Annotated in this window: 29 protein-coding genes; 24 read left to right on the forward strand and 5 right to left on the reverse strand. The window is 54.3% G+C overall.

The genetic code is table 11. The features are described from left to right. Positions 1 to 6: 6 nt before the first annotated feature. The 13 genes from rplF (at position 7) to EYC87_RS15005 (ending at position 7565) form a co-directional block, all read left to right on the forward strand. Entirely contained in the window at positions 7 to 534 is a 528-nt protein-coding gene (rplF, locus tag EYC87_RS14945) for a 50S ribosomal protein L6 (protein ID WP_279253565.1), read from the forward strand. Between the two features lie 10 nt (positions 535 to 544). Next, positions 545 to 895 (forward strand): 50S ribosomal protein L18, encoded by a 351-nt coding sequence (gene rplR / locus EYC87_RS14950; protein WP_279253566.1) that lies wholly within the window; start codon positions 545 to 547, stop codon positions 893 to 895. An 11-nt stretch (positions 896 to 906) separates the two neighbouring features. Then, a complete protein-coding gene (rpsE, locus tag EYC87_RS14955) occupies positions 907 to 1422 on the forward strand; it encodes a 30S ribosomal protein S5 (RefSeq protein ID WP_007230692.1) in 516 nt (171 codons plus the stop codon). 17 nt (positions 1423 to 1439) lie between these two features. Next, complete coding sequence (gene rpmD, locus EYC87_RS14960; protein WP_007230699.1) at positions 1440 to 1622, forward strand: 50S ribosomal protein L30; 183 nt, start codon at positions 1440 to 1442, stop codon at positions 1620 to 1622. 15 nt (positions 1623 to 1637) lie between these two features. Then, positions 1638 to 2072 (forward strand): 50S ribosomal protein L15, encoded by a 435-nt coding sequence (gene rplO, locus EYC87_RS14965; protein WP_040542703.1) that lies wholly within the window; start codon positions 1638 to 1640, stop codon positions 2070 to 2072. Next, positions 2073 to 3401, forward strand: a complete 1329-nt coding sequence (gene secY / locus EYC87_RS14970; RefSeq protein WP_007230678.1) for a preprotein translocase subunit SecY — start codon at positions 2073 to 2075, stop codon at positions 3399 to 3401. A 30-nt stretch (positions 3402 to 3431) separates the two neighbouring features. After that, positions 3432 to 3548 (forward strand): 50S ribosomal protein L36, encoded by a 117-nt coding sequence (rpmJ, locus tag EYC87_RS14975; RefSeq protein WP_066055334.1) that lies wholly within the window; start codon positions 3432 to 3434, stop codon positions 3546 to 3548. A 149-nt stretch (positions 3549 to 3697) separates the two neighbouring features. After that, on the forward strand, positions 3698 to 4054 hold the full coding sequence (rpsM, locus tag EYC87_RS14980) for a 30S ribosomal protein S13 (protein ID WP_007230682.1): 357 nt from the start codon (positions 3698 to 3700) through the stop codon (positions 4052 to 4054). Between the two features lie 86 nt (positions 4055 to 4140). Continuing rightward, the gene (gene rpsK, locus EYC87_RS14985; protein WP_040542686.1) at positions 4141 to 4533 is read left to right on the forward strand and encodes a 30S ribosomal protein S11; all 393 of its coding nucleotides are present in this window, start codon (positions 4141 to 4143) and stop codon (positions 4531 to 4533) included. 21 nt (positions 4534 to 4554) lie between these two features. After that, the gene (rpsD, locus tag EYC87_RS14990; protein ID WP_007230670.1) at positions 4555 to 5175 is read left to right on the forward strand and encodes a 30S ribosomal protein S4; all 621 of its coding nucleotides are present in this window, start codon (positions 4555 to 4557) and stop codon (positions 5173 to 5175) included. 36 nt (positions 5176 to 5211) lie between these two features. Then, the gene (locus EYC87_RS14995; protein ID WP_007230702.1) at positions 5212 to 6216 is read left to right on the forward strand and encodes a DNA-directed RNA polymerase subunit alpha; all 1005 of its coding nucleotides are present in this window, start codon (positions 5212 to 5214) and stop codon (positions 6214 to 6216) included. A gap of 59 nt (positions 6217 to 6275) precedes the next feature. Next, positions 6276 to 6662, forward strand: a complete 387-nt coding sequence (gene rplQ, locus EYC87_RS15000; RefSeq protein ID WP_040542688.1) for a 50S ribosomal protein L17 — start codon at positions 6276 to 6278, stop codon at positions 6660 to 6662. A 237-nt stretch (positions 6663 to 6899) separates the two neighbouring features. Then, positions 6900 to 7565, forward strand: coding sequence for a DUF3313 family protein (locus EYC87_RS15005; protein ID WP_279253567.1), 666 nt, complete (start codon positions 6900 to 6902; stop codon positions 7563 to 7565). A 44-nt stretch (positions 7566 to 7609) separates the two neighbouring features. Here EYC87_RS15005 and uvrA read toward each other — a convergent pair whose 3' ends face one another. After that, positions 7610 to 10456 (reverse strand): excinuclease ABC subunit UvrA, encoded by a 2847-nt coding sequence (uvrA, locus tag EYC87_RS15010; protein ID WP_279253568.1) that lies wholly within the window; start codon positions 10454 to 10456, stop codon positions 7610 to 7612. 189 nt (positions 10457 to 10645) lie between these two features. Between uvrA and EYC87_RS15015 the strand changes: the two genes are divergently transcribed. The 6 genes from EYC87_RS15015 to EYC87_RS15040 all read left to right on the forward strand — a co-directional run bounded on the left by EYC87_RS15015 (position 10646) and on the right by EYC87_RS15040 (position 16680). Continuing rightward, a complete protein-coding gene (locus EYC87_RS15015; RefSeq protein WP_279253569.1) occupies positions 10646 to 11854 on the forward strand; it encodes an MFS transporter in 1209 nt (402 codons plus the stop codon). A 2-nt stretch (positions 11855 to 11856) separates the two neighbouring features. After that, on the forward strand, positions 11857 to 13257 hold the full coding sequence (locus tag EYC87_RS15020) for an NAD(P)/FAD-dependent oxidoreductase (RefSeq protein ID WP_279253570.1): 1401 nt from the start codon (positions 11857 to 11859) through the stop codon (positions 13255 to 13257). 120 nt (positions 13258 to 13377) lie between these two features. After that, positions 13378 to 13899, forward strand: coding sequence for a single-stranded DNA-binding protein (gene ssb / locus EYC87_RS15025; RefSeq protein WP_279253571.1), 522 nt, complete (start codon positions 13378 to 13380; stop codon positions 13897 to 13899). Between the two features lie 175 nt (positions 13900 to 14074). Beyond that, positions 14075 to 14938: an SDR family oxidoreductase gene (locus EYC87_RS15030; protein ID WP_279253572.1), complete on the forward strand. Its 864-nt coding sequence runs from the start codon at positions 14075 to 14077 to the stop codon at positions 14936 to 14938. A gap of 9 nt (positions 14939 to 14947) precedes the next feature. Continuing rightward, a complete protein-coding gene (gene moaB / locus EYC87_RS15035; protein WP_279253573.1) occupies positions 14948 to 15478 on the forward strand; it encodes a molybdenum cofactor biosynthesis protein B in 531 nt (176 codons plus the stop codon). Next, on the forward strand, positions 15475 to 16680 hold the full coding sequence (locus EYC87_RS15040) for a molybdopterin molybdotransferase MoeA (protein WP_279253574.1): 1206 nt from the start codon (positions 15475 to 15477) through the stop codon (positions 16678 to 16680). The genes moaB and EYC87_RS15040 overlap by 4 nt, the downstream gene beginning before the upstream one ends. 44 nt (positions 16681 to 16724) lie before the next feature. Here the strand turns inward: EYC87_RS15040 and fabB are convergent, their stop codons facing one another. Together fabB and fabA are read right to left on the reverse strand one after the other, a co-directional pair. After that, the gene (gene fabB / locus EYC87_RS15045; RefSeq protein ID WP_279253575.1) at positions 16725 to 17951 is read right to left on the reverse strand and encodes a beta-ketoacyl-ACP synthase I; all 1227 of its coding nucleotides are present in this window, start codon (positions 17949 to 17951) and stop codon (positions 16725 to 16727) included. Positions 17952 to 17955: 4 nt separating this feature from the next. Further along, on the reverse strand, positions 17956 to 18471 hold the full coding sequence (fabA, locus tag EYC87_RS15050) for a 3-hydroxyacyl-[acyl-carrier-protein] dehydratase FabA (protein WP_040542712.1): 516 nt from the start codon (positions 18469 to 18471) through the stop codon (positions 17956 to 17958). Positions 18472 to 18695: 224 nt separating this feature from the next. Here fabA and EYC87_RS15055 point away from each other — a divergent pair, with 224 nt between their 5' ends. From EYC87_RS15055 to EYC87_RS15065, 3 genes are read left to right on the forward strand one after another with little or no spacing between them, the layout of a single operon-like run. Further along, a complete protein-coding gene (locus tag EYC87_RS15055) occupies positions 18696 to 20105 on the forward strand; it encodes a mannose-1-phosphate guanylyltransferase/mannose-6-phosphate isomerase (protein WP_279253576.1) in 1410 nt (469 codons plus the stop codon). Between the two features lie 23 nt (positions 20106 to 20128). Further along, on the forward strand, positions 20129 to 20959 hold the full coding sequence (gene galU, locus EYC87_RS15060) for a UTP--glucose-1-phosphate uridylyltransferase GalU (RefSeq protein WP_279253577.1): 831 nt from the start codon (positions 20129 to 20131) through the stop codon (positions 20957 to 20959). A 9-nt stretch (positions 20960 to 20968) separates the two neighbouring features. After that, complete coding sequence (locus EYC87_RS15065; protein ID WP_279253578.1) at positions 20969 to 22315, forward strand: phosphohexomutase domain-containing protein; 1347 nt, start codon at positions 20969 to 20971, stop codon at positions 22313 to 22315. Positions 22316 to 22431: 116 nt separating this feature from the next. Here the strand turns inward: EYC87_RS15065 and pgi are convergent, their stop codons facing one another. Together pgi and EYC87_RS15075 are read right to left on the reverse strand one after the other, a co-directional pair. After that, positions 22432 to 24066, reverse strand: a complete 1635-nt coding sequence (gene pgi, locus EYC87_RS15070; RefSeq protein ID WP_279253579.1) for a glucose-6-phosphate isomerase — start codon at positions 24064 to 24066, stop codon at positions 22432 to 22434. A 144-nt stretch (positions 24067 to 24210) separates the two neighbouring features. After that, positions 24211 to 25173, reverse strand: a complete 963-nt coding sequence (locus tag EYC87_RS15075; RefSeq protein ID WP_279253580.1) for a polyprenyl synthetase family protein — start codon at positions 25171 to 25173, stop codon at positions 24211 to 24213. Positions 25174 to 25461: 288 nt separating this feature from the next. On the opposite strand from EYC87_RS15075, the gene rplU reads away from it, so the two are divergent. Together rplU and rpmA are read left to right on the forward strand one after the other, a co-directional pair. Then, complete coding sequence (gene rplU, locus EYC87_RS15080) at positions 25462 to 25773, forward strand: 50S ribosomal protein L21 (RefSeq protein WP_040542694.1); 312 nt, start codon at positions 25462 to 25464, stop codon at positions 25771 to 25773. Positions 25774 to 25788: 15 nt separating this feature from the next. Next, entirely contained in the window at positions 25789 to 26046 is a 258-nt protein-coding gene (rpmA, locus tag EYC87_RS15085; protein WP_040542696.1) for a 50S ribosomal protein L27, read from the forward strand. The last annotated feature ends 100 nt before the right edge of the window (positions 26047 to 26146 follow it).

Raw genomic sequence — 26146 nt, forward strand, 5'->3', positions numbered from 1 at the left:
TTCAGAATGTCTAGAGTCGCAAATAATCCGGTACAACTGCCTAGCGGTGTAGAGATCAAGCTTAACGGCTCCGATCTTACCGTTAAAGGCAGCAAAGGTACGCTGGAACTGTCAGTAGTTGACGGCGTACAGATAAGCCAGGATGACAACGTCTTGACCTTCGTTTATGAGTCCGACAAGTCCAAGGCAATGGCCGGGACGACTCGCGCGCTGGTGAACAATATGGTGAAGGGCGTCAGCGAAGGCTGGGAGAAGAAGTTGGTGTTAAACGGTGTTGGTTACCGTGCCAAGGCTTCCGGCAAAAGTGTCAACCTGACCGTAGGTCTTTCCCACCCTGTCGATTACCAGCTGCCTGAAGGTGTTTCTGCTGAAACCCCCAGCCAGACTGAGATCGTTGTGAAGGGTGTCGACAAGCAGGCCGTAGGCCAGGCAGCTGCTGAGATTCGCAGCTACCGTCCGCCAGAGCCATACAAGGGTAAGGGTATTCGTTACGCTGACGAGTATGTTCGTCGTAAAGAAGCCAAGAAGAAGTAGGTAAGTTGACATGAGTACAAAGAATGATTCAAGGCTGCGTCGCGCACGTCGTGCTCGCGCTCGCATGCGTACACTGGGCGTTAACCGCTTGAGCGTGCACCGTACTCCCCGGCACATCTACGCCCAGGTGATTGCGCCTGAAGGTGACAAGGTGTTGGCGAGTGCTTCTACCCTGGACACGGACCTGCGTAAAAGCGCAACCGGTAACATCGACGCGGCTGCGGCTGTTGGCAAGTTGGTCGCTGAGCGCGCCAAGGCAGCAGGCATCGAGAAGGTCGCTTTCGACCGCGGTGGTTATAAGTACCACGGACGCGTTAAGGCCCTGGCCGACGCTGCCCGTGAAAGTGGACTGGAATTCTAAGGTAAGTAGATATGGCTTTTAACGATCAGAAAAAGCAGCAGCAGACCGAAGGTGATCTCCAGGAGAAGCTGGTACAGGTCAACCGCGTCGCCAAAGTAGTTAAAGGTGGCCGGATTTTCGGTTTCACCGCGCTGACTGTAGTGGGCGATGGTAATGGCAAAGTAGGCTTTGGCCGCGGTAAGGCGCGTGAGGTGCCTGTTGCCATCCAGAAGGCTATGGAAGCTGCCCGTCGCAACATGATTCAGGTAGACCTGAACAACGGCACTATTCAATACCCTGTGAAGGCTGCCCACGGTGCTTCCAAGGTATACATGCAGCCTGCGTCTGAAGGTACTGGTGTTATTGCCGGTGGCGCGATGCGAGCTGTTCTTGAAATCGCTGGTGTGCACAACGTATTGGCCAAGTGTTACGGGTCCACCAATCCGGTGAACGTAGTACGTGCGACTTTCAACGGTCTGCGTGACATGTGCGCACCCGAGGACGTTGCAGCCAAGCGTGGCAAGTCTGTTGAAGAAATTTTGAATTAAGTATTGGGCGAATAATCATGGCAAAAGCAATGATCAAAGTTACCCAGGTTAAGAGTGTTAATGGCCGCTTGCCTAACCACAAGGCATGCGTTGCCGGCCTCGGCCTGCGTCGAATTGGTCATACCGTTGAAGTGGAAGATACACCCTCCACTCGCGGCATGATCAACAAAGTACACTACCTGGTACGGGTTGAGGACTAAAACATGTCAGATGTAATGAGACTGAACACCTTGAGCCCAGCACCGGGTTCTCGGAAAGACAGTAAGCGTGTTGGTCGCGGGATTGGCTCCGGCGACGGTAAAACTGCCGGCCGTGGACACAAAGGCCAGAAATCTCGTTCCGGCGGATCTGTGCGTCCCGGCTTTGAGGGCGGTCAGATGCCTCTGCAAAAGCGACTGCCAAAGTATGGCTTTAGCTCTCGCATGGCTCGCACCACCGCACAGGTTCGTTTGTCAGAACTGAATGCAGTGGAAGGCGATGTCGTTGACCTGGACGCGCTGAAAGCGGCCGACCTGGTCAAGGATAGCGTTCTTCGCGCTCGCGTATTCCTGTCTGGAGACCTCGGTAAGGCTGTGACTGTTAAAGGCCTCGCGGTAACCAAAGGTGCCCGTGAAGCAATAGAAAAAGCTGGCGGGAAGATCGAGGAATAAATGGCTCAAGGACAGCTGCCCTCAGTAAACAAGGCAGGCATGGGCGAGCTTTTTGCTCGCCTTCGTTTTGTTTTACTGGCAATTATTGTTTACCGGATAGGAACGCATATTCCTGTTCCGGGAATAGATCCTAATCAACTGGCGGCATTGTTTAACCAGAACCAGGGAACGATCCTGGGCCTGGCGAACATGTTTTCCGGTGGCGCTCTGGAGCGGATGAGCATCCTGGCGTTGGGTATCATGCCTTACATCTCTGCATCGATCATCATGCAGTTGATGTCGGCCGTAACCCCACAGCTGGAGCAGTTGAAAAAAGAAGGTGAGTCTGGTCGTCGCAAGATAAGCCAGTACACGCGCTACCTCACAGTCGTGCTGGCGGTCATACAGGCCACAGGTATGACCGTGGGTATGGCTAATCAGGGCATGAGTTATGACACATCACTGCTGTTTTATGTGATTGCCATTACTTCTCTGGTGACTGGTGCAGTCTTTATGATGTGGCTGGGTGAGCAAATTACGGAAAAAGGTGTGGGTAACGGCATCTCGCTGTTGATCTTCGCCGGTATTGTGGCGGGACTGCCCGCGGCTATAGGCCAGTCTCTTGAGCAGGCGCGGCAGGGTGAACTGAATATCCTGGTGCTGTTGTTTATTCTGGCACTGGCGATCGCGGTTATTTATTTAATCGTATTCATCGAGCGCGGCCAACGCCGCATCACGGTGAATTACGCCAAGCGACAGCAAGGTCGCAAGATGTACCAGGCGCAGAGTTCGCATCTGCCTCTTAAAGTGAACATGGCGGGCGTCATCCCAGCCATTTTTGCGAGCAGTATATTGTTGTTTCCTGCGTCTATCGCGCAGTGGTTTGGCTCTTCCGGGGGTGCAGACTGGTTGCAGGACCTGGCCGTTGCCATTGGCCCTGGCCAGCCGTTGAACATATTGTTGTTCACAGTGTTTGTAGTGTTTTTCTGCTTCTTCTACACGGCGTTGATGTTCAACCCGGTTGAAGTGGCTGACAACCTGAAGCGTTCCGGAGCATTTGTGCCCGGCATACGTCCGGGACAACAGACCGCCAACTATATCGATGGCGTGCTGACTCGGCTGACGGTATTCGGATCTGCTTATATTGCGCTGGTCTGCTTGATGCCACAGTTCCTGGTGGTGATGTGGAACGTGCCCTTTTATCTGGGTGGTACCTCACTGCTGATCGTGGTTGTTGTGGTAATGGATTTTATGGCCCAGGTGCAGAGCCACCTTATGTCACACCAGTACGATTCGGTGATGAAGAAGGCCAACTTGAAGAACTATGGTGGTGCTGGGCGCGTTCGCTAAGCGCCCATTAGCCTAAACGGAGAAGTAACGATGAAAGTACGTGCATCAGTCAAGAAAATCTGCCGCAACTGTAAAGTTGTACGTCGTAATGGCGTTGTGCGGGTGATCTGCAACACAGATCCGCGTCATAAGCAGCGTCAGGGTTAAACCCGGACACGGTTGATTTTTTGTAACGATATCGCTAGAATGCTGCGCCTTTCGCGCCTACCCCGCTGAGAAATCAGCAAAACTGAGTTAAATCAGGGGTTTGCGTAAATCGCGTAGTAAAGCGAAAGATTATTTTTGGAGAAAGTTGGATGGCTCGTATTGCCGGCGTCAACATACCAGATAACAAGCATGCTGTTATCTCACTGACATACATCTACGGTGTAGGGCGCACAACCGCTAAAGAGTTGTGTGCCGCTACCGGTGTCACAGAAAGCACCAGGATTGGTGAACTGTCAGAAACAGAGATGGATGCCCTACGTGGCAAAGTCGCTGAGATGATGGTGGAAGGTGACCTTCGTCGTGAAGTGTCAATGAACATCAAGCGCTTGATGGACTTGGGCTGCAACCGCGGCCTGCGTCACCGGCGTGGCTTACCGCTTCGCGGTCAGCGCACCAAGACAAACGCGCGTACCCGCAAGGGACCGCGTAAGCCGATTCGCAAGTAAGGGCAGACCTAGCGTCACCCCACAGCGAATCCTTTTAGTGTAGCTGCACCAAAGTGCAGTGTTGATATTAAAGCAGGAACTACGATATGGCTAAGCCAGGTGCCAAAAGCACTCGTAAGAAAATCACGAAGACTGTAGTGGACGGGATCGCCCACGTGCATGCGTCTTTTAACAACACCATTGTTACGATTACTGACCGTCAGGGTAACACCCTGAGCTGGGCCACTGCAGGTGGTTCTGGTTTCCGCGGTTCTCGTAAGAGCACCCCGTTTGCTGCCCAGGTTGCAGCCGAACGTGCCGGTGAAGCCGCCAAGGAATATGGTCTTAAAAATCTCGACGTGCAGGTAAAGGGCCCAGGACCGGGTCGTGAGTCTGCCGTACGAGCACTGAATGCTTGTGGCTACAAGATCGCTAACATTACTGACGTGACGCCGATTCCCCATAACGGCTGTCGTCCTCCCAAGAAACGTCGCGTGTAACGCACAAAGGAAGAACTAGACATGGCTCGATATATTGGACCCAAGTGCAAGCTCTCCCGTCGTGAAGGAACTGATCTGTTCCTGAAGAGCGGTGTGCGCGCACTCGAAAGTAAGTGTAAAGCAGAAGCAATACCAGGCCAGCACGGCGCCCGCCGCGGTCGTCTGTCCGATTACGGTGTGCAGCTGCGCGAGAAGCAGAAAGTTCGTCGTATATACGGCGTACTGGAGAAGCAGTTCCGCAATTATTACAAGGAAGCTGCCCGTCTGAAGGGTGCTACCGGTGAGAACCTGCTGCAGCTGTTGGAATCTCGACTGGATAACGTTGTTTATCGTATGGGCTTTGGCTCAACGCGCTCTGAATCGCGTCAGCTGGTTGCTCACAAATCTATCATGGTGAACGGGCAGGTGGTCAACATCGCCTCTTACCAGGTAAAAGCAGGTGACGTTGTCGCCTTGCGTGAAAAGGCCAAGAAGCAACTGCGTGTGCAGTCAGCATTGGCATTGGCTGCCCAGCGTGGCGAGCCTGAGTGGATCGAAGTAAATGCGGACAAGCTGGAAGGTACTTTCAAGTCTGTCCCTGACCGTCAGGATCTCTCTTCAGAGATCAACGAAAACCTGATCGTCGAACTTTACTCCAAGTAATCCACTGAAGGACTAACCTAAATAAAGGTGCCCCGTATGCAGAGTGCAGTGAACGAATTTTTGACCCCGCGTGTAATCAATGTTGATGAAAAGAACAGCACGCGCGCCCAGGTTACCCTGGAACCCCTTGAACGTGGTTTTGGCCACACTCTGGGTAATGCCTTGCGCCGTATCCTGCTGTCCTCCATGCCTGGTTGTGCGATCACCGAGGTAGAGATTGACGGCGTATTGCACGAGTACAGTGCAATTGAAGGCGTACAGGAAGACGTGATTGAAATCCTGCTTAACCTCAAGGGCGTTGCCCTGGTGATGAACGGCAAGGAAGAGGCTGAACTGACTCTGAGCAAAAAGGGTTCAGGTGCGGTAACGGCAGCCGATATCCAGGTAGACCACGATATCGAGATCCGTAATCCGGATCACGTGATCTGTCACCTCAACGGCGCTTCTGAAATTAACATGAAGCTGACCGTGGCCAGAGGTCGAGGCTACTCTCCCGCGGATTCTCGCGAGAATCCTGAAGAAGAGACCCGCTCAATTGGTCGTCTGCAGTTGGACGCAACTTTTGCTCCCGTGCACCGTGTATCTTACGTGGTTGAGTCTGCGCGCGTTGAGCAGCGTACCGACCTGGACAAGTTGGTACTTGACCTTGAAACCAACGGCACGATCGATCCGGAAGAAGCAATCCGTCGCGCCGCGACCATTCTGCAGCAGCAGTTGGCCGTGTTTGTTGACCTGGAAAGCGAGTCTGAGTCTGAGTCTGTTGAGGAAGAGGACGAGGTTGATCCAATTCTGTTGCGTCCAGTTGATGATCTGGAATTGACTGTTCGCTCTGCCAACTGCCTGAAAGCTGAAAATATTTACTACATCGGAGACCTGGTGCAGCGCACTGAGGTTGAGCTGCTGAAGACCCCTAATTTGGGTAAGAAGTCTCTCACCGAGATCAAGGATGTATTGGCATCACGCGGCTTGTCACTGGGCATGCGCCTGGACAACTGGCCGCCTGCCAGCCTGAAAAACGACGACCGGGTACTGAGCGCTTAGGCTCCCCGGTCAACCTGATAGCAGTGCTGAGATAGCACCCTGAAGATAGGATTGGAAAAATGCGTCATCGTCATAGCGGACGTCAGTTAAACCGCAACAGTTCTCACCGTAAGGCCATGTTCCGTAACATGACCAACTCTCTGGTGGAGCACGAGTTGATTAAAACTACCCTGCCCAAGGCGAAGGAGCTGCGTGGTTACGCGGAGCCTCTGATTACCCTGGCAAAGAACGACAGTGTTGCAAATCGTCGCCTGGCGTTTGATCGTACTCGCAGCAAAGAAGCGGTTGGCAAACTGTTCAACGAGTTAGGTCCTCGTTACCAGGAGCGTCCCGGGGGTTATATTCGTATCATGAAGTGTGGCTTCCGCACCGGTGACAAGGCTCCTATGGCCTACGTTGAATTAGTTGATCGTCCACAGGTCGAAGATTACGCTGACGAGGATTGATTCTTGATCGCCGAGAGTGATTAAAAAAGCCGGGCTGATGCCCGGCTTTTTTGTGGCCCTTGTATCGTGGGGTGTGTCCCATACTGGAAGGACGCAGATGTGTCCCTGTATAAAATGCCAGAAGGGTCATGCCGTTTATTTGGTCAGTCTTCGAAGGGGATAAAACTACGCAAGCCGTCATAATCTAGTCTAATATTCTCAATTCGCAGCCAACGTCAGTAAACAGGTAGGTAAATGATGAACAGATTTATAGTTTTGCTACTCAGCGGTTTGTTTCTTACGGCTTGTGCTTCAAACCAGCCCGAGCCGGTTTCTCAGGATGGACTGGTTCTGCAGCAGGGTACCAAGTTTCAGGAGGTGTACCTTTTGCCGGCGGCCGAACTGGGCTCATACAAGAGCATTGGTGTAGAGGCATGCTCCGTCTCTTTCCGTAAAAATTGGCTTCGCGACCAGAATAACAATCGCCTGGATCTGTCCAGTCGAGTAACTCAGCAGGATGTGAGCAGTATGAAAAGTGCGCTGGGCGATGCCTGTAGCGATCATTTTTCGCAAGCACTACTGGCCGATCCAGCGTATGACATCGTTGACCAATTTGATAAGGGCGAGGCGGTGCTCATCGTTCGGCCGTCAATCATCAATCTTGACGTCAATGCCCCGGACACCATGAGTCCTGGAATGAATCGATCCTATACGACTTCGGCTGGCGAAATGACGCTGGCTTTGGAGTTGGTTGATGGCACTACTGGCCAGGTCTTGGCCAGAGCCCGTGATCGACGTCGAGGTACCGACTACGGCACTTTCCAGTGGACCAATGGAGTGACTAACAAGGCAGAAGCAGACCGTACCTTGACCCGATGGGCGGGCTTGCTTCGAAAGGGCCTCGACGAGGCCACGGGCCGATAAGAAGCGCCTTTAATAATTTTCGTGCGCGTCGCTTCGGCGGCGGCTTATGCGGCCTTGCTGCGCGTGCGTTTACTCAGCATCGGCGCCAGGAACTGGCCGGTATAGGAGCCCTTGGTCTTTGCCACGTCTTCCGGCGTTCCGGTGGCGATGACTTGACCGCCGCCAGAACCCCCCTCTGGGCCTAAATCGACAACCCAATCTGCCGTCTTGATGACATCCAGGTTGTGCTCGATTATCACCATTGTATTGCCGTGATCTCGCAGTCGGTGCAGTACTTCCAGCAGTTGCTTGATGTCCTCAAAATGCAGGCCAGTGGTCGGTTCATCAAGGATGTAGAGGGTTTTTCCGGTATCTCGCTTCGACAGTTCCCGGGACAGTTTTACCCGCTGCGCTTCGCCACCGGACAAAGTGGTGGCCGCCTGTCCCAGTCGGATGTAGGACAGTCCGACATCCATCAGCGTTTGCAATTTACGGGCAATCGCAGGGACCGGTTCGAAAAACTCCAGTGCGTCTTCAACCGTCATGTCGAGGACTTCATGGATGCTCTTGCCCTTATAACGAATCTCCAACGTCTCTCGGTTGTATCTCTTGCCTTTACAGACATCGCAGGGCACGTAAATGTCGGGGAGAAAATGCATCTCTACCTTGGTGACACCATCGCCCTGACAGGCTTCACAGCGCCCCCCTTTGACATTGAAGCTGAAGCGCCCAGGTTTGTAGCCGCGAGAGCGAGACTCCTGAGTGCCTGCGAACAGTTCCCGTACCGGGGTGAAGATACCGGTATAGGTGGCCGGGTTCGAGCGGGGGGTGCGGCCGATAGGGCTTTGGTCGATATCGATACATTTGTCTATTTGATCCATGCCGCTTATTGCATCGTGCGGCGCTGCTGTCAGCGTGGTGGCACCATTGAGTTCGGTGGCCGCCAGCGGGTAAAGCGTGCCGTTAATAAGCGTGGACTTGCCTGAGCCGGATACGCCGGTAACGCAGGTCAGAAGCCCCAGCGGTATTTCCAGGGTGACCTGTTGCAGGTTGTTGCCGGTAGCCCCTGTCAACACCAGCTGTTTCTTTTTATTCAGCGGTGTGCGCTTCTTGGGTATTTCGATTTTCTTGCGACCAGAAAGATAATCTCCAGTGAGAGACTGCTTGTTGGCTGTTATCTGTTTCATGGTGCCTTCGGCGACGACCTGCCCGCCGTGTACGCCGGCCCCGGGGCCGATGTCGATAACGTGATCAGCGGCACGAATGGCATCTTCGTCGTGCTCGACAACGAGCACTGTGTTACCCAGGTCACGCAGGTGGGTAAGAGTGTTCAACAGTCGCTCATTGTCTCGCTGGTGCAGACCAATAGAAGGTTCATCGAGAATGTACATAACGCCAACCAGCCCCGCTCCTATTTGCGAGGCGAGGCGAATGCGCTGGGCCTCTCCTCCCGACAGCGTTTCGGCACTGCGATTCAGCGTCAGATAGTTCAGGCCCACGTCCACCAGGAAGCGGTAGCGCGCGCGCAACTCCTTGAGGATCTTGTCTGCGATTTCGCCCTTGCGGCCCTCTAGCATCAGCTCATTAAAGTACACCTCTGCTTCTCCAACGGGCATGTCGGTAATGGTCGGCAGATTGCGCTCATCGACAAACACGTGACGAGCATCCCGGCGTAGCCGCGTGCCGCCGCAATCCGGACAGGGCTGGGTAGCAAGAAATTTTGCCAGGTCTTCGCGCACTGACTGTGAGTCCGTATCACGGTAGCGCCTGTCCATGTTGGGGATGATCCCTTCGAAGGGATGAGTGCGCTTGAACACGTCACCGCGGTCGTTGATATAGGAAAAAGCGATTTCCTGTTTACCACTTCCGTGCAATATGACTTTCTGGTGCTTTGCGCTCAGTGCGTCGTAGGGCGCATTAATATCAAAGCCATAGTGTTCAGCCAGCGAAGTGAGCATATGGAAATAATAAACATTGCGGCGATCCCAGCCGCGAATGGCACCTTCGGCAAGACTGGATTCCGGATGCAGCACGATACGCTCGGCATCAAAGTACTGCTTCACTCCCAATCCGTCACAACCGCCGCAGGCGCCTGCAGGGTTGTTGAACGAAAACAGGCGGGGTTCCAGCTCGTCGATACTGTGTCCGCATTCAGGGCAAGCGAATCTGGCGGAGAAAGCAATATCGGATCCATCTCCGTCCATCCAGGAAATGGAGGCCAGGCCATCGGTGAGTCCAAGAGCGGTTTCGAACGATTCTGCCAGACGGAGTCCGAGATCGTCTCTCACTTTAAACCGGTCGACCACGACTTCAATTCGGTGTTTCTTCTTTTTGTCTAAGGTCGGGAGGTCGTCCAGGTCGGTCACAATGCCGTCTATGCGAGCGCGCACAAATCCCGCCGCGCGAAGCTCTTCAAAAATGTGTAGATGCTCACCTTTTCGATCGCGTATTACCGGCGCCAGCAGCATGAGTTTGCTGCCCTCTGGCAGCGCCAGCACGGTGTCCACCATCTGGCTCACCGTTTGCGCCTTCAGGTTGAGGCCGTGATCGGGGCAGCGTGGGTCGCCGACTCTGGCAAACAACAGTCTCAGGTAGTCATAAATCTCAGTGATGGTACCCACGGTAGAGCGAGGATTATGCGATGTCGATTTCTGCTCAATAGAAATAGCCGGCGACAAGCCTTCAATATGGTCCATGTCCGGCTTTTCCATCATCGACAGGAACTGCCTAGCGTAGGTGGACAAGGACTCCACATAACGCCGCTGACCTTCGGCGTAGAGTGTGTCAAAAGCGAGCGATGATTTACCTGAACCGGACAACCCAGTGATCACCACCAGCTTGTCGCGGGGGATATCAAGGTCGATGTTCTTCAGATTGTGAGTGCGCGCGCCGCGAACTTGAATTGTGTCCATTAGCAGGGAGTACCGCAGAAAAATTGGAACAGAAAAGTATATGCCTTGAGTGTTACGCCATGCAAAGGGAAACGGACTTTAATGCTGTGCGAAAAGTATCATTTGACCATGGGCTGAGGTTTGACACAGTGTGTGACCTCGCCTTGAAGCTGTTATGCTGCTGCTCAAATTCCAAGATTCAGTTCCCCTGTGATTACCGAACATCCCATGACACCACTGGAGCGGCGCACCGTCAGCTCCCTTGCCTTGTTGTACAGCTTCCGGATGCTCGGCCTGTTTATGGTTTTGCCGCTGCTGGCCTTGTATGCCGCAGACCTCCCTGGTGCCGATCCTTTGACGATCGGTCTGGCTTTGGGAGTTTATGGGCTCTCGCAAGCCTTGCTGCAGATTCCCCTGGGCTGGCTCTCCGACAAGTTGGGTCGCAAGCCGGTCATTGTCGGCGGTCTGCTGGTATTTGCTCTGGGCAGCGTAGTCGCGGGTATGGCGGAGACCATTGAGGGGGTGGTTGTAGGGCGAGCCTTGCAAGGCGCTGGAGCGATAGCCAGCACGGTGATGGCGTTGGTAGCTGATTTGACCCGTGAAGAGCAGCGAACTAAAGCGATGGCAATAGTCGGAATGAGTATTGGCCTTTCTTTTGCCATGGCACTGGTGTTGGGCCCATTGGTGGCAGCGGCAGGCGGCTTGAGCGCGGTGTTTTGGTTCACAACAGTGCTGGCGATTGTGGGGGTCGCGATTGTCCTGCTGCTGGTTCCAACGCCGCCTGTGGGGCAAATGTATGATGAGGTGGGCGCTCGTCGGGGCTTGTTCGCACGCAGCCTCCAGGATGCAGGTCTGCTGCGCCTGAACTTCGCCGTGTTCAGCCTGCATTTTGTGCTTATGGCCTTGTTTCTGGTGGTACCCGGGCTGCTCCTTGAGGTAGCAGGCCTGGACCGCAACAGCCATTGGATGGTTTATCTTCCTGCCCTGTTGTTGTCCATAGTGGGAATGGTGCCCATGATGATCATGGCTGAACGCAAAGGTCGTTTACACGCTATGTTTTTGTTGGCGATCGTGCTGTTGATATTGGCTATGACCGTTATTTCAGCTCCCGCATCTCCGCTGTTGTTGTATTTAGGCATGTGGTTATTTTTTGTCGGGTTTAATTATTTGGAGGCGACCTTGCCGTCCCTGGTGAGCAAAATGGTATTCGCCGGCGGCAAAGGTACGGCCCTGGGTGTCTACTCCACCTGCCAGTTCCTGGGCGCGTTTGCCGGCGGCGCATTGGGCGGATGGTTGCTCAAGAGCGGCGGCGCCTCGTTGTTACTTGGATGCTGTCTGGGACTGTCGGCTCTTTGGCTGGTAGTGTTCTTGCCCACAAATTCCTTGCTGGGCGCGCCTGCTGCAGCCAGGGGAGAATAATTGTGGGGTCTGCAGCTGATATCAGCCTGTGGATGGAGCAAGCGGCTCACGAGCCCGTAGGGCAAGCACTGGATATGGACATCAAGGTGGACGTGGCCATCGCCGGTGGCGGCTTCTCCGGTCTGTGGGCCGCTTACTACCTGAAAACGCTCGCACCGGACCTACAGATTTGCGTGCTGGAAGCCCAACGCTGCGGTTTTGGCGCATCGGGGCGCAATGGCGGGTGGATGATGTCTGCTATTGAAGGTGAGACCCGATTGCTGTCAGTTCTGGACGGTGATCGACGAGAGTCAGCGAGGGCCCAGATTCATAGTATTCTGCCAGAGGTGGAGGGCGTGCTGGAGCGGCATGGCATAGACTGCAATTACCAGCGCAGTGGTGGTATCTTTGCAGCGGCACGTTACCCCGAGCAGGCGCGAATTCTGCGGGACAGTCTTGCCGATTACAGAGCTGCGGGTTTTGGTGAACAAGATTATCAGTGGCTGGAAGCCCATGAGCTTGAGTCTCGTCTGCGCATTCATCAGCCTGCTGGCGCTATCTACACGCCCCATATTGCTCGTATTCAACCGGCTCGCCTGGTGTTGGGTCTTGCGCAGACTCTGCGTGATATGGGTGTGCGTATCTATGAACAAACGCCGGTGACTGCTCTGACACCGGGAGCAATGATGACTTCCTGTGGGCGAGTGCATGCCACCCATCGCCTGCTGGCACTGGAGGGCTATGGTGCCGGAGTGGCCAACACAGAGCGCAGGGTGCTGGCCTTGCAAAGCAGGATCATTGCCACTGAGCCGCTGGATGAGCAAACATGGCAAACACTGGGTCTGGCTGATTCAGAGGTGTTTTGCGATGTTAGTCCACTCACCACCTACGGTCAGCGCAGTGCAGACAATCGAATGGTATTTGGTGCACGGGGTAGCTATTGCTTTGGTGGTAAGCCGCGCAGTCAATTTAGCCCTGCGGATCCGAGTTTTGAGGCAATACACCGTTTGCTTTTAGCGTGTTTTCCGCAATTGCGGAAAGCTGCCATAACGCATCGCTGGGGCGGCACACTGGGTGCTCCTCGCAATGGACTGCCGCATGCAGTTTACGACCGGGCAACAGGTATTGGTACCGTCGGCGGCTACGTTGGTGAAGGTGTTGGAGCGTCAAACCTGATGGCCCGTACCCTGGCCGACCTGGTGTTATCGCGAGAGACTGAACTGTCGTCTGCCCCCTGGGCCTATAATGGCAGCCCGGAGTCCGTACTGCGGCGCTGGGAGCCTGAACCTTTGCGTTGGCTGGGTTACAAGGCGACCGACCTGGCACGCACGTGGGAGGAGAGCATTTATTGCCGGCGGGGAGCCGCCTGGCAGCGACGTCCTATTCAAACTGTCAGTCACTGGTTGGATAAGTTGATGACCTGAGGGTTGTAGCGGACCCATTGGATTGATTTTGGTGCCTGGTGCTGTCGCAATTAAACAGTGGGATTGTTATAGTCACGCGTGCATTAAAATAAGCATTTATCGCGAGAACAAGGAGCTTTCATGGCTACACGTGGCGTCAATAAGGTCATTCTGATCGGTAACCTGGGTAACGACCCTGAAACCCGCTTTTTTCCTGATGGTGGTGCCGTCACCAATGCCAGTATTGCGACCTCCGAAAGCTGGCGCGACAAGCAAACAGGCGAACAAAAAGAGCGCACTGAGTGGCACCGCGTGGTGTTCCGTGACCGGGGTAATTATCGGCTTGGACAGATTGCCGGGGAGTATCTCAAGAAGGGCTCTAAAGTATTTGTCGAAGGTGCCCTGCAAACGCGTAAGTGGACTGATCAGTCGGGTCAGGATCGCTACACCACTGAAGTGGTCGCCAACGAAATGCAGATGCTGGATAGTCGGGGCTCAGGTCAGGGCGACAGCAATATGGGCGGCGGCGGTGCTTATGGCGGTCAGTCGCCCCAGTCTTCTGCCCCTGCCCCTGCCCAGGGAGGTTCTGCCCCTGCTCAGAATGCTCCACAGACAGCTCCTGCGCAGGACTTCAACGACTTCGACGACGATATTCCGTTTTAGACAGGCGTTCTTGCTGATCGAGGCAACTCACGAGGCTGCTATCGAGCGGCTTCCTCTGCCGATTAAATTGGCATAGCAGACGCTACAGTAGTCGTGCATGTCGCCGACAATTGCGCCGCGCCCCGCGCAAATATGATACGGTTCCCATTTCTTTGACGACTAAAGAGCCATTCGCTTGCGCGTACTCGTAATCGGTTCAGACAGTCCGCTTGGGCGGGTGCTGGTAGAACTCCTGGAGGACCTGAGCCGCCATGACGTGGTGTGCCTGACCCGTTCTGCGTCGCGCTGGAAGAGTGAGCGACAAGCCAAGAAGGCCGTGCGCAGGGCCGAGGCCAATGTCGTTGTGGATATTCGGGTGGAAGCGGTGGCCGATGGGGGCCAGGACGTTGTTGATCTGGATCTGAAGCGGTGTCAGTGGGTGGCTAAAGCCTGTCAGCGTGACGGTGCTTGTTATATGTTTATTTCCAGCTCCAGAGTTTTTTCCGGTGACCTTGACCGAATGTACAACGAAGGAGATCTGCCTGACAATAATAGTGATACCGGCTTACTCTTGGCTGATGCTGAACAGGTAGTGAGGAAGTACTGCGATAGGTACCTGATTTTGCGTTTGGGCCCGGTATTTGCCAGTGACGGAGCCAATTTAGTGACGCGTGTACTGGGTGAATTAGTGAGTGGTGAAAACCTGGTTCTGGACAATAATTTACGGGGTTGTCCAGTGGCTTCCGGTGACGGTGCAAGAGTGATTTCAGCGCTACTTGATCAGCAGAGTGTGGGAGCCGAGCTGTGGGGCACCTATCACTATTGCAGCACGGAGACAGCGACCCATTACGAGTTTGCCGAAGCGGTGCTGGCCGCTGCTTCGCAGTTTTCTGATGTCAGCACCGGCGCTGTGGAATTAATGCCGCTCGATCCTGATGCCCCCAGTCTTAATCGATCGCTTGAATGCAGCAAAATTCGCAATACATTCGCAATTAAACAGCAGCCCTGGCGCAATGCCATTGCCGACCAGGTGAAACAATACTTTCAGCAACAAACCTGAGGAACATCCATGGTCAAGGCCACCGACGACACCCCCCAATCTCTGGCAGTGGCGGTGCTCACCGTGTCAGACACTCGCACCAAAGCGGACGATACGTCCGGAAAATATCTGGTGGAGGCGCTCGAATCGGCGGGTCACCGTCAAGGTAGCAAGGCGATAGTAATCGATGATGTTTACCGAATTCGCGCGGTGCTCTCTGCCTGGATCGCAGACCCGGACATCGATGCGGTGTTGGTGACAGGGGGAACCGGCTTTTCGGGAAGAGATTCAACGCCAGAGGCTGTTCGGCCTCTGTTCGATAAGGACATAGACGGCTTTGGTGAGCTTTTCAGGGCTATTTCATACCAGGAGATAGGCTCTTCAACCATCCAGTCGCGGGCATTGGCCGGCTTTGCCAACAACACCGTCATTTTTTGTGTCCCCGGTTCTACCGGCGCCTGCAAGACAGCCTGGACAGGGGTTATTCGCGAGCAGTTAGACAGCACTCACAGGCCTTGCAACTTTGTGGGCGTATTGAGAGTCAGGGAACAGCACAGTTGAGTGCCTTGATGCCCCTGGAAGAGGCTCTGGAACGAATTTTAGGGGGCGCCAGACCGACAGGGGCAACCGAAGAACTCTCCTTGATAGACGCACTTGGAGCGGTTTTGGCAGAGGATGTTATCTCTGGTATCGATGTTCCCGGGGACGATAACAGTGCAATGGATGGTTATGCCGTGCGTGGCGAAGACCTGCCGGGACCACTGCCGATAAGCCAACGTATTGCCGCTGGAGCAGTAGGGGAGCCTTTGCAGCCGGGAACGGCAGCGAGAATATTTACTGGAGCGCCGATACCCGCGGGAGCCGATGCCGTGGTGATGCAGGAAAATTGCAGCGTCGACCAGGGTGGTTTGCTCTCGGTCGAGGGGACTGTGACTACGGCGCAGAATATTCGACCGCGGGGGCAAGATATTGCTGCAGGAGCGGTGGCATTGAGCAAAGGTCGCCGCTTAAGGCCCCAAGACCTGGGACTGCTGGCCTCGGTCGGTATTGCCCGGGTAACAGTGTTTCGCCGGCTTAAGGTGGCGGTGCTTTCAACCGGGGACGAATTGGTTGAACCCGGCACCGCTGATTTGGCGGGCGGTCAGCTTTACAACTCTAACCGTTTTACTATCGCTGGCCTGCTCGCCAGGCTGGGCCTGGAATTTGTTGACGTGGGCATTATCCCCGATGACGCACAGGCAACGGCGAAGGCATTGCTGCGCGCCTCGGAGTTGGCTGACTGTGTGATCACTTCTGGTGGCGTGTCTGTTGGCGAGGAAGACCACGTGAAAGCCCAGGTGGAGCAAATTGGGCACATTGATTTGTGGAAGCTGGCGATAAAGCCGGGTAAACCATTGGCTTTCGGGGCTATTGGCGATACGCCTTTTATTGGGTTGCCGGGTAATCCTACCTCGGTTTTTGCAACATTTTGTCTTGTGGCAAGGCCGTTTTTGTTAAAGCTACAGGGCGCGACCGATTGCCGTATTCCCGAGCTGACGGTGACAGCTGGTTTCGCAACTGCAAAATCAAGTCCCAGGCAGGACCATGTTCGAGTAAGGCTGGAATCCGGTGATGAGGGTCTTGTGGCCCGCCGTTTTGCTAACCAGAGCTCTGGTGTACTCAGCTCAGTGAGCCAAAGTGATGCACTGGCAGTGGTGCCGCCGGGCGTTGTTGTCAGTGAAGGAGATAAGGTGCAGGTATTGTTACTGGATCTTCTGGCGTGAATTGTGAGCAGAAGTAGCCGCCAGCGGCTACTTCTGCAAGGCAATCAATCGGTGAGTTTCTGGAATACCAGTGACGCGTTGGTGCCACCAAAACCAAAACTGTTAGACATCACTGTCTGTAAATCCACGTTGTCTAATCTTTCCCGGGCAATGGGAAGGCCTTCAGCTTCCGGATCCAGGTTATCAATGTTGGCAGAAGCGGCGATAAAGCCCTTCTGCTGCATTAGCAGCGAGTAAATGGCTTCCTGAACCCCGGCAGCCCCCAGTGAGTGACCGGACAGGGATTTGGTTGAGCCAACTACCGGAATACGATCACTATCAGCGTAGGCGTCTTTGACCGCTTTCAGCTCTTGTATGTCACCTGCAGGCGTTGAGGTGCCATGCGCGTTGATGTAGTCCACAGCCCCATCAACTGTAGCGAGCGCCTGTTGCATACAGCGCACTGCACCCTCGCCTGAAGGCGAGACCATGTCGTAGCCATCGGAGGTAGCGCCATAGCCCACCAGTTCTGCGTAAATTTTTGCGCCTCGTGCTTTAGCATGTTCCAGTTCTTCCAGTACCAGCATGCCGCCGCCACCGGCGATTACAAAACCATCACGGTCAGCGTCGTAGGCGCGAGAGGCGCGTTGGGGCGTGTCATTGTACTTGGTTGATAGCGCGCCCATGGCGTCGAACAGGCTGGATAAAGTCCAGTGCAGCTCTTCACCACCCCCGGCAAATACGATGTCCTGCTTGTTTAACTGAATCTGCTCCATGGCATTGCCAATGCAATGGGCACTGGTAGAGCAGGCTGACGAAATAGAATAATTCACACCCTTGATCTTGAAAGGTGTGGCCAGGCAGGCGGAGACTGTGCTGCCCATTGTCTGGGTGACCCGGTAGGGGCCAACCCGGCGCAGGCCGCGATCTCGCAAAATGTCTGCCGCTTGTGTTTGGCTGGCTGATGAGGCGCCACCGGAGCCGGCAATAATACCGGTACGTATATTGGAGACATCACTTTCCTCCAGGCCTGAGTCTTCAATCGCTTGCTGCATGGAGATGTACGCGTAGGCGGCGGCGTCACCCATAAAGCGCAACTGCTTTCGGTCGATCAATGAAGCAGTATCAATATCCGGGCTGCCAGCGACGTGTGAACGCATGCCCATGTCGATATGTTCCTGGCGCGCACTGAGTCCTGACTTGCCGTCGTAAAGTGACTGGGTGACCGTTTCAGCATCGTTACCCAGGCAAGAAACAATGCCCAGGCCGGTGACAACTACTCGTCTATTCATCGCTCTAGAAGGACTCCGTGGATTGAAACAGGCCGACGCGCAGGTCGTTGGCGGTGTATATCTCTCGGCCATCAACCGACACGCTGCCGTCGGCTATGCCCATGACCAGTTTGCGTTCGATGATACGCTTCATATTAATGTTGTAGGTGACTTTGCTGGCGGTGGGTAGTATCTGTCCGGTAAATTTCACCTCGCCGCAGCCCAGGGCGCGACCACGTCCCGGGTTGCCTCGCCAACCTAAAAAGAAGCCGACCAGTTGCCACATCGCGTCCAGTCCGAGGCAGCCAGGCATGACCGGATCGGAGGGAAAGTGGCAGTCAAAAAACCAGAGATCCGGATGAATATCCAGTTCGGCAATAATCTCGCCCTTACCATTTGCACCGCCCTCTGAACTGATGTGATTGATGCGATCGAGCATGAGCATATTGTCTACGGGGAGTCTGGCGTTGCCTTCGCCAAATAGCTCGCCGTGACCGCATGCGACCAGCTCTTCTTTGGTGAACGCGCTTTGTCCTGTCATGATTTTTCCAAGGTGTCGGTCATTGCCGGAAGCGGCTTTATTTTGCGTGCTCAGTTTAATGGCTGAGGCGCACAAGTCCAGCGCTATCAGTTGATTCGGCAGCTTGGCTGACTGTTCAACCGAATCCTTGTCAGTTAAGATAGCTGAGTCCATTTCGTTGCGTTTATAATTGCGCGATGCGGCCCCTTGTCCAGGGCCTCTCTCCACTCATATCAAGGATGAAAATGTTAACTCCCGTACTTCTTTCTGGTGGCGTTGGCAGCCGGTTATGGCCTGTCTCACGCGAGTCCCATCCCAAGCAATTCCAGCCACTTGCAGGGGAGTTGTCCATGCTTCAGGAAACGCTGAAACGCACCACCGGGTTGGATGAATTCTCACCGGTTGTGGTTTGTAACGAGGAGCACCGTTTCATGGTGGCGGAGCAGCTGCGGCAAGTCGACCTGAAAGCCAGCGCTCTGATTCTGGAACCCGTCGGTCGCAATACGGCGCCGGCTGTTGCCCTGGCAGCGCTCTACGCTGTCGAACATGATCCTGAAGCCTTACTATTGGTGCTGCCCGCTGATCACGTCATTCAGGATGTAGAGGCCTTCGTCGCGGCGGTAGGAAAAGCTGTCCCCATGGCGCAGCAGGGTCATTTGATGACTTTTGGTGTAGTGCCCAGCAGTGCGGAAACAGGTTACGGCTATATTAAGTGTGGTGATTCGCTGGGCGAGGGCTTGTTCGGACTGGAGCGGTTTGAGGAAAAGCCAGATGCCGCCACTGCAGCAGCCTATCTGGACAGTGGCAGCTATCTTTGGAATAGCGGTATGTTTTTGCTCGGTGCGGCGGCTTACCTTGAAGAACTGGGGGCGCACGCACCAGAAATTCTCAGCTGCTGTCAGGACGCGATGAAAGGCGCAAACCGGGATATGGATTTTGTGCGCCCTGAGCCTGCAATTTTTGATGGTTGTCCCTCGGACAGCATTGATTATGCAGTGATGGAAAATACCGATCGAGGTGGAGTAGTGTCACTCGATTGTGGTTGGAGTGATGTGGGCGCCTGGTCCGCCCTTTGGGATGTCGCCGACAGAGATGATGAGGGCAACGCCAGTCGAGGTGATGTCATACTCGATAACTGTAAGGACAGCTATTTTTACAGCGATTCACGCTTGGTGGCGGCCACCGGTGTTGATGGTCTGGTGGTGGTGGAAACCGCCGATGCTGTTCTGGTTGCCGACCGTGACAAGGTGCAAGACGTTAAACGCATTGTTAATACGCTGAAAGCGCAAGAGCGTCCTGAGGTGTCTTTGCACCGCAGGGTTTACCGGCCCTGGGGGTCTTATGAGTCTCTGGTGACTGCAGATCGCTTCCAGGTGAAGCGAATTATTGTTGACCCGGGTGAACGTTTGTCACTGCAAATGCATCATCATAGAGCGGAGCACTGGATAGTCGTGAGTGGTACCGCCGAAGTTACCTGTGAAGATCGAATATTTATGTTGGGCGAAGATGAGTCAACTTATATCCCCCTTGGAAACAAACACCGCCTGGCTAACCCGGGACGCATACCTCTGGAGCTCATAGAAGTGCAGTCAGGTACCTATCTGGGCGAAGACGATATTGTACGATTTGACGACCAGTATGGTCGCAATAGCTGAATAAAAGTCTCAGGAGTTATCCGATGATAAAAAAATGCCTGTTCCCGGTTGCGGGTTACGGTACCCGCTTCCTGCCAGCGACCAAAAGCATGCCCAAGGAAATGTTGCCTGTTGTTAATAAGCCGCTGGTGCAATACGGAGTCGAAGAAGCAATTGAAGCAGGAATGACCACCTGCGCCTTCGTAACGGGGCGCGGCAAACGCTCGATTGCTGACCACTTTGATATCAGTTATGAACTCGAACATCAGATTGCTGGCACGGGTAAGGAAACGTACCTGCAAAGTATTCGAGAGGTCCTGGACAAGGGCGTGTTCACCATGGTCCGCCAGAGAGAGATGAAAGGTCTGGGCCACGCCATTTTAACCGGCCGTACCCTGATTGGTGATGAACCCTTCGGCGTACTGCTGTCAGATGACCTTTGCCTGCATGCTGAGGGGGTGGGTGTACTCGCGCAAATGGTCGAGCTGTACAATGAATATCGCTGTTCCATTGTTGCCATCCAGGAAGTTCCCATGGATGAAGTGCATAAATATGGTGTGATCTCCGGAGAAAGCCTGGGCGATGGCATTTATCGCGTTGACGATATGGTGGAAAAGCCTGCGCAGGAAGATGCTCCGTCCAATTTGGCGATTATCGGGCGTTACATTCTCACTCCTGATATTTTTGAACACATTGAGCGCACCGAGCCTGGCGCCAACGGCGAAATTCAGATCACTGATGCGCTTCAAGCCCAGGCCAGACAGGGCTGTGTCATGGCCTATAAATTCAAGGGTACGCGCTTCGACTGTGGCAGTGTTCCCGGCTTCGTCGAAGCCACTAATCACGTTTACGAAAACTACTACAAAAACGATTAAGGGCATACATTGAAGGAAATTACGTGTTTCAAGGCCTATGACGTTCGCGGCCGGGTGCCTGATGAATTGAACGAAGATATCGCACGTCGTATCGGCAGAGCTTATGCTGAAGTCATCAAGCCGGAAAAGGTCGTCGTCGGGCATGACATCCGTCTGTCCAGCGAAGCGATTAAAGCTGCGGTCAGTGAGGGCTTGATGGAGCAGGGGGTAGATGTGTATGACATCGGCCTATGCGGTACGGAAGAGATATATTTCGCCACCTCTCACGCGACGATGGACGGCGGCATTGCTGTTACCGCCAGTCATAATCCCAAGGACTATAACGGGATGAAGTTTGTTCGCGAAGAGTCGAGGCCTATTTCCGCTGATACAGGGCTCAAGGAAATCCGGGCCCTGGCAGAGCGTGATGAATTTACCGCAGCGCAAGTTTCGGGCACATTGCGCAAGTTAGACACAGACCGCGCCTACGTAGAGCACTTGCTGTCCTATGTCGACGTGGCGGCTCTGAAACCGCTGAAAATTGTGGTGGATGGGGGTAACGGTGGTGCTGGCCGAGTCATCGATTTACTGGAGTCTCACCTGCCGTTCGAATTTATCAAACTGCACCATGAACCGGACGGCAACTTTCCCAACGGTGTCCCCAACCCGCTATTGCCCGAGAATCGTGCGGCTGCGATTGCGGCCGTTCGTGAGCATGGCGCAGATCTTGGTATTGGCTGGGACGGCGATTTTGACCGATGTTTCTTTTTTGACGAGAGCGGAGAATTTATCGAGGGGTACTACGTTGTAGGCCTGCTCGCAGACGCCTTTCTTAAACTTGAGCCCGGTGCCCGTATCGTCCACGACCCCAGGCTGACCTGGAATACCGTTGAAATGGTGAAGGATGCCGGCGGTGTGCCGGTATTGACCAAGTGTGGCCATGCCTTCATCAAGGAGCGAATGCGCACTGAGAATGCAGCCTACGGCGGCGAGATGAGTGCACACCATTACTTCCGCGACTTCGCCTATTGCGACAGTGGCATGATTCCCTGGCTGCTGGTGGCAGGGTTGATCAGCAGCACAGGCAAGCCCTTGTCTACCATGGTGGCCGAGCGCATGGCAGCCTACCCCTGTTCGGGTGAAATCAATCGCAGTGTAGAAGATGCTGCTGCCGTGTTGGCCCGCGCTGAGGCCACCTATGGCGACAAAGGCGAACTTGATCACACTGACGGCGTCAGTGTCGACTGCGGAGACTGGCGCTTCAATCTGCGCATGTCCAACACCGAACCTGTAGTCAGGCTTAATGTTGAGAGCAGACGTGATGTTGCATTGATGGAAGCCAAAACAGCAGAGTTACTGGCGCTGATCGAAGCATGATTGACCCGCGCAAATCACAGTTTGGCGCCAGTCGATAGCATCAATGGGAGGGGGCGCGCTAGCGACGGGTCATTTTGCAGTTTCTAGCTGGCGCCGCATCGCCTACGCACTGGTGCTTATTGCTCCGCCAGCCATTCCCCAATCAAGCGTTCAGTCGCCGTATCCATCGATCCAGAAGAAGACTCTCCCGCCATTAGGCCGAGAACCTGCACTCCTATCTCCTTACCCAGTTCCACTCCCCATTGGTCAAATGGGTTAATGCCCCACAGTACAGCACTGCAAAAGGTTCGGTGCTCGTAAAGCGCAAGCAATGCGCCCAGGGTCTGTGGAGCTAATGAAGCCATGGTGATGACACTATTGGGTCTGTTTCCTGGCATGGACAGGTGAGGAGCTAATTCACCTGCGGAGGCCTCATCCATCCCACGTTCCAATAAAGAGGACTTCGCTTCATCAATACTGCGCCCAACCGTCATGGTTCGGCTTTGCGCAATGCAGTTAGCTACCAGGCGCCGGTGTTGTTCAGTCATCCCGGTATGGGTTGTTAACGGAAGGATGAAGTCTGCCGGGCATTGCTGGGTGCCCTGGTGCAGTAGTTGGTGAAAGGAGTGCTGGCCCATAGTTCCGGCAGAGCCCCATAGAACAGGCCCGGTATGATAGTCCAGCAGCACCCCGCTTTTGTTCACGCGCTTGCCGTTGCTCTCCATGGTAAGTTGTTGCAAAAAGTCGGGAAGTTTTTGCAAGCTATGATCGTAGGGCAAGACCACATGGTTGTTCGCACCGAAGAAGTTGACGTACCAGACTTCCAATAGACTCATCATTACCGGCATGTTTTCGGCCAGAGGAGCAGACTGGAAGTGTTCGTCCATTGCGGCGGCACCCGCCAGGAAAAGTTCGAAATTTTCCCAGCCGATAGCGATGGCGCAGGACAGGCCGATCGCCGACCATACTGAATAGCGTCCGCCCACCCAGTCCCACAGAGGTAGGCAGTTTTTCTCGGGAATTCCAAAGTCGGCAGCAGCTTGCAGGTTACTGGTGATGGCAACAAAGTGCTTGTTCAAGTCTGCATCAGTGGCGCCTGACTGCTTCATCCACTCGCGAGCTACCAGGCTATTGGTCAGGGTTTCCTCGGTGCGGAAGGATTTAGAACAGAGGATAAATAGCGTTGTTTCTGCCTGCAAGTTCAATAACGTGTTCTGCAGGTCGGCGGGATCTACATTGGCGACGTAGTGACAGGCGACACTGCCATGGAAGGGGCGGAGGGCCTCGGTCACCAGTCTGGGTCCGAGGTCGGAACCGCCTATACCAATATTGACGACATCGGTAATAACAGACCCGGAAAAGCCGCGCAGTTCGCCGGCGTTAAGCTGGTCGGCCCACTGGCGCATGCTGGCGCGAGCTGCGACGACTTCGTCGAACTTGCTTCCAAGAGAGCCCCCCGAGCTTGCGCGCAACAGTGTGTGCAGGGCAGGGCGCTGCTCTGTGTTGTTGAGCTCCTCCCCTGCCAACAAACCGGCAATGGCTGCAGGCAGTTTGGCCTCCTCAGCCAATTGCAATAGCGCCTGTCTCGCTTGAACGTCTAGCAGGTGCTTGCTGTAATCCAGTTGCAGGCCGGCTGCGGTGAGGGTGAATTCAGCAGCGCGGTTGGGTTCCTGCTCCAACATCCGAACGACCGAGACGGCCTTCAGAGATTGGGCGATTGTTTTAATAACCTCGTAAGAGGGCAGTTGTGATAACACAGGAGTGGCAGGCATTGCCGGTATCCTTCGAGTAACTGCAGTGAAAAAGTGGCAGCTAGCGCGCTGTGTTTTTGTAGTTACGCTAGCAGTGTGGTGCCGGGAAGGCACCGGTGAAGTATATTGACAGCTGACTGGTGGTGCAATCGCTGAAGGCTGGAATTAATGATCGCGGTTGATTGAAAGCGCAGTCACTGCCTGCAGAGATACCCTGGCGGGACTATCAGGTAGCGCGGCAAGCTCAGCCAACGCCAGGTTGTGATACTTGCGAGCCTGCTGCTTGGTATAATTTAAAGCACCACAGCGCTGCACCGCTGCCAGAACCTGCTCAATATCCTCGGCTGTTTTTTCGGTAATTGCCCTGTGCACCAGTGCTTGTTCTTCTTTAGTGCCGTGCTCCAGTGTGTAAATCAGCGGCAGGGTGGGTTTGCCCTCAGTGAGGTCGTCCCCCACATTTTTACCCATTGCTGCGGGGTCCCCCTCGTAATCCAGAATATCGTCGATCATCTGGAAGGCGATTCCCAGATTGAGGCCGAAGCTGTGCATGCCCTGGCACACGCTGCTCTCCTGGTCGCACAGCGTGGCGGCGCCGTAGCAGCCCGCGGCAAACAGAATCGCCGTTTTGCGGGTAATGACATCAAGGTATTGTTGTTCAGTGGTATCAGCATTGCCTGCTCGCACTAATTGCAAGACTTCCCCCTCGGCAATAGTATTGGTTGTATTGGCCATGTGCGTGAGAATGTCCATGTCACCGAGTTGTACCATTAGCTGGAAGGCGCGGGTATAGAGAAAGTCGCCCACCAGCACCGAAGGTGCATTGCCGAACTCGGCATTGGCAGTGGGCCTGCCGCGTCTCAGGCTCGAAATATCAACCACGTCATCGTGCAACAGGGTGGCGGTATGAATAAATTCTATGACCGCGGCAAATTTGATCTGGTCGGGCCCACAGCGACCAAAGGCAGCAGCGGTGAGCAACACCAAAAGAGGGCGTAAACGCTTGCCACCAGCGTCTACAATGTAGTGGCCAATATTTTCTACCATGTCCACGTCGGAGTGGAGTTGATCGATAATGAGGTGATTGACCTGCTCGAATTCGGCAGCAACAGCGGAACGTATATCTTGCATAGGAAGTCAGTAGTAGAGTGCCCCGGCATGCTATGGTCAGTCCTCGCAGCCTGTCAAGGCTTTGGGGTCTCAATCGTTAACCTCATGAATGCACGCAAGCTGTTGTTTTTAGGTAAAAATAATCCTTGCCGCTAGGGGGGGATTTGAGTAAAATCGCCGCCCTCTGACTCCTGCTGCACGTCTTGCAGGTGGCAGACACAATTAAATCAACTGTTTGTGCCTGGCTCTGCCCCCTTGATTTTAAAGGGCTTTTTAGAAAGCGAGCAGGCTAATTAAACGGAGAGAAAGATGTACGCAGTAATTGAAGCCGGTGGTAAGCAGCACCGCGTGATTGAGGGTGAAACCCTCAAGCTGGAAAAAATTGAGGCCGCGACCGGCGAGACCATCGAATTCGACAAGGTACTCCTGGTTGGCACTGGTGAAGACGTCAAAATCGGCAAGCCCGTTGTTGATGGCTCTAAGGTCACTGCCGAAGTGGTCGCTCACGGCCGCCACAAGAAAATCAAGATCGTTAAATTCAATCGCCGAAAGCACTATCGTAAAGAAACTGGCCATCGCCAGTGGTTTACTGAAGTCAAAATTACCGGTATTTCGGCGTAAAGGAGGAGTTGAAAAATGGCTCATAAAAAAGCTGGTGGTAGTACTCGTAACGGTCGCGATTCCGAAAGTAAACGCCTTGGCGTGAAGCGCTACGGCGGTCAGGAAGTCCTGGCAGGGAACATCCTCGTACGTCAGCGCGGAACCAGGTTCCACGCCGGTGAAAACGTAGGTATCGGCAAGGATCATACCTTGTTCGCAAAAGCAGACGGCAAGGTTGAGTTCGTTGTGCGCGGACCCAAGAGCCGCAAGTACGTTCAGGTGGTGAGCGCCTGATCGCACTTCTCGCGACTAGAAACTAAAAGCCTCGTCATTGGACGGGGCTTTTTTTTGTATACTGTTTTTAGGTGGTCCCCAGCACCGACCCTTAACGGCG

The sequence above is a fragment of the Candidatus Seongchinamella marina genome (genome assembly GCF_026262685.1).
Lineage (GTDB): Bacteria > Pseudomonadota > Gammaproteobacteria > Pseudomonadales > Halieaceae > Halioglobus > Halioglobus marinus.

Bases quoted from the DNA above. Each gene is read 5' to 3' on its own strand.
- rpsK (WP_040542686.1), top strand. From the start codon at position 4,141: ATGGCTAAGCCAGGTGCCAAAAGCACTCGTAAGAAAATCACGAAGACT.
- pgi (WP_279253579.1), bottom strand. From the start codon at position 24,066: ATGCCTGCCACTCCTGTGTTATCACAACTGCCCTCTTACGAGGTTATT.
- rpsD (WP_007230670.1), top strand. From the start codon at position 4,555: ATGGCTCGATATATTGGACCCAAGTGCAAGCTCTCCCGTCGTGAAGGA.
- fabA (WP_040542712.1), bottom strand. From the start codon at position 18,471: ATGACAGGACAAAGCGCGTTCACCAAAGAAGAGCTGGTCGCATGCGGT.
- secY (WP_007230678.1), top strand. From the start codon at position 2,073: ATGGCTCAAGGACAGCTGCCCTCAGTAAACAAGGCAGGCATGGGCGAG.
- ssb (WP_279253571.1), top strand. From the start codon at position 13,378: ATGGCTACACGTGGCGTCAATAAGGTCATTCTGATCGGTAACCTGGGT.
- uvrA (WP_279253568.1), bottom strand. From the start codon at position 10,456: ATGGACACAATTCAAGTTCGCGGCGCGCGCACTCACAATCTGAAGAAC.
- rplQ (WP_040542688.1), top strand. From the start codon at position 6,276: ATGCGTCATCGTCATAGCGGACGTCAGTTAAACCGCAACAGTTCTCAC.
- EYC87_RS14995 (WP_007230702.1), top strand. From the start codon at position 5,212: ATGCAGAGTGCAGTGAACGAATTTTTGACCCCGCGTGTAATCAATGTT.
- rpmD (WP_007230699.1), top strand. From the start codon at position 1,440: ATGGCAAAAGCAATGATCAAAGTTACCCAGGTTAAGAGTGTTAATGGC.
- rplF (WP_279253565.1), top strand. From the start codon at position 7: ATGTCTAGAGTCGCAAATAATCCGGTACAACTGCCTAGCGGTGTAGAG.
- rpmA (WP_040542696.1), top strand. From the start codon at position 25,789: ATGGCTCATAAAAAAGCTGGTGGTAGTACTCGTAACGGTCGCGATTCC.
- rpmJ (WP_066055334.1), top strand. From the start codon at position 3,432: ATGAAAGTACGTGCATCAGTCAAGAAAATCTGCCGCAACTGTAAAGTT.
- rpsM (WP_007230682.1), top strand. From the start codon at position 3,698: ATGGCTCGTATTGCCGGCGTCAACATACCAGATAACAAGCATGCTGTT.
- rplU (WP_040542694.1), top strand. From the start codon at position 25,462: ATGTACGCAGTAATTGAAGCCGGTGGTAAGCAGCACCGCGTGATTGAG.
- EYC87_RS15005 (WP_279253567.1), top strand. From the start codon at position 6,900: ATGAACAGATTTATAGTTTTGCTACTCAGCGGTTTGTTTCTTACGGCT.
- galU (WP_279253577.1), top strand. From the start codon at position 20,129: ATGATAAAAAAATGCCTGTTCCCGGTTGCGGGTTACGGTACCCGCTTC.
- fabB (WP_279253575.1), bottom strand. From the start codon at position 17,951: ATGAATAGACGAGTAGTTGTCACCGGCCTGGGCATTGTTTCTTGCCTG.
- EYC87_RS15075 (WP_279253580.1), bottom strand. From the start codon at position 25,173: ATGCAAGATATACGTTCCGCTGTTGCTGCCGAATTCGAGCAGGTCAAT.
- rpsE (WP_007230692.1), top strand. From the start codon at position 907: ATGGCTTTTAACGATCAGAAAAAGCAGCAGCAGACCGAAGGTGATCTC.
- rplR (WP_279253566.1), top strand. From the start codon at position 545: ATGAGTACAAAGAATGATTCAAGGCTGCGTCGCGCACGTCGTGCTCGC.
- rplO (WP_040542703.1), top strand. From the start codon at position 1,638: ATGAGACTGAACACCTTGAGCCCAGCACCGGGTTCTCGGAAAGACAGT.
- EYC87_RS15055 (WP_279253576.1), top strand. From the start codon at position 18,696: ATGTTAACTCCCGTACTTCTTTCTGGTGGCGTTGGCAGCCGGTTATGG.
- moaB (WP_279253573.1), top strand. From the start codon at position 14,948: ATGGTCAAGGCCACCGACGACACCCCCCAATCTCTGGCAGTGGCGGTG.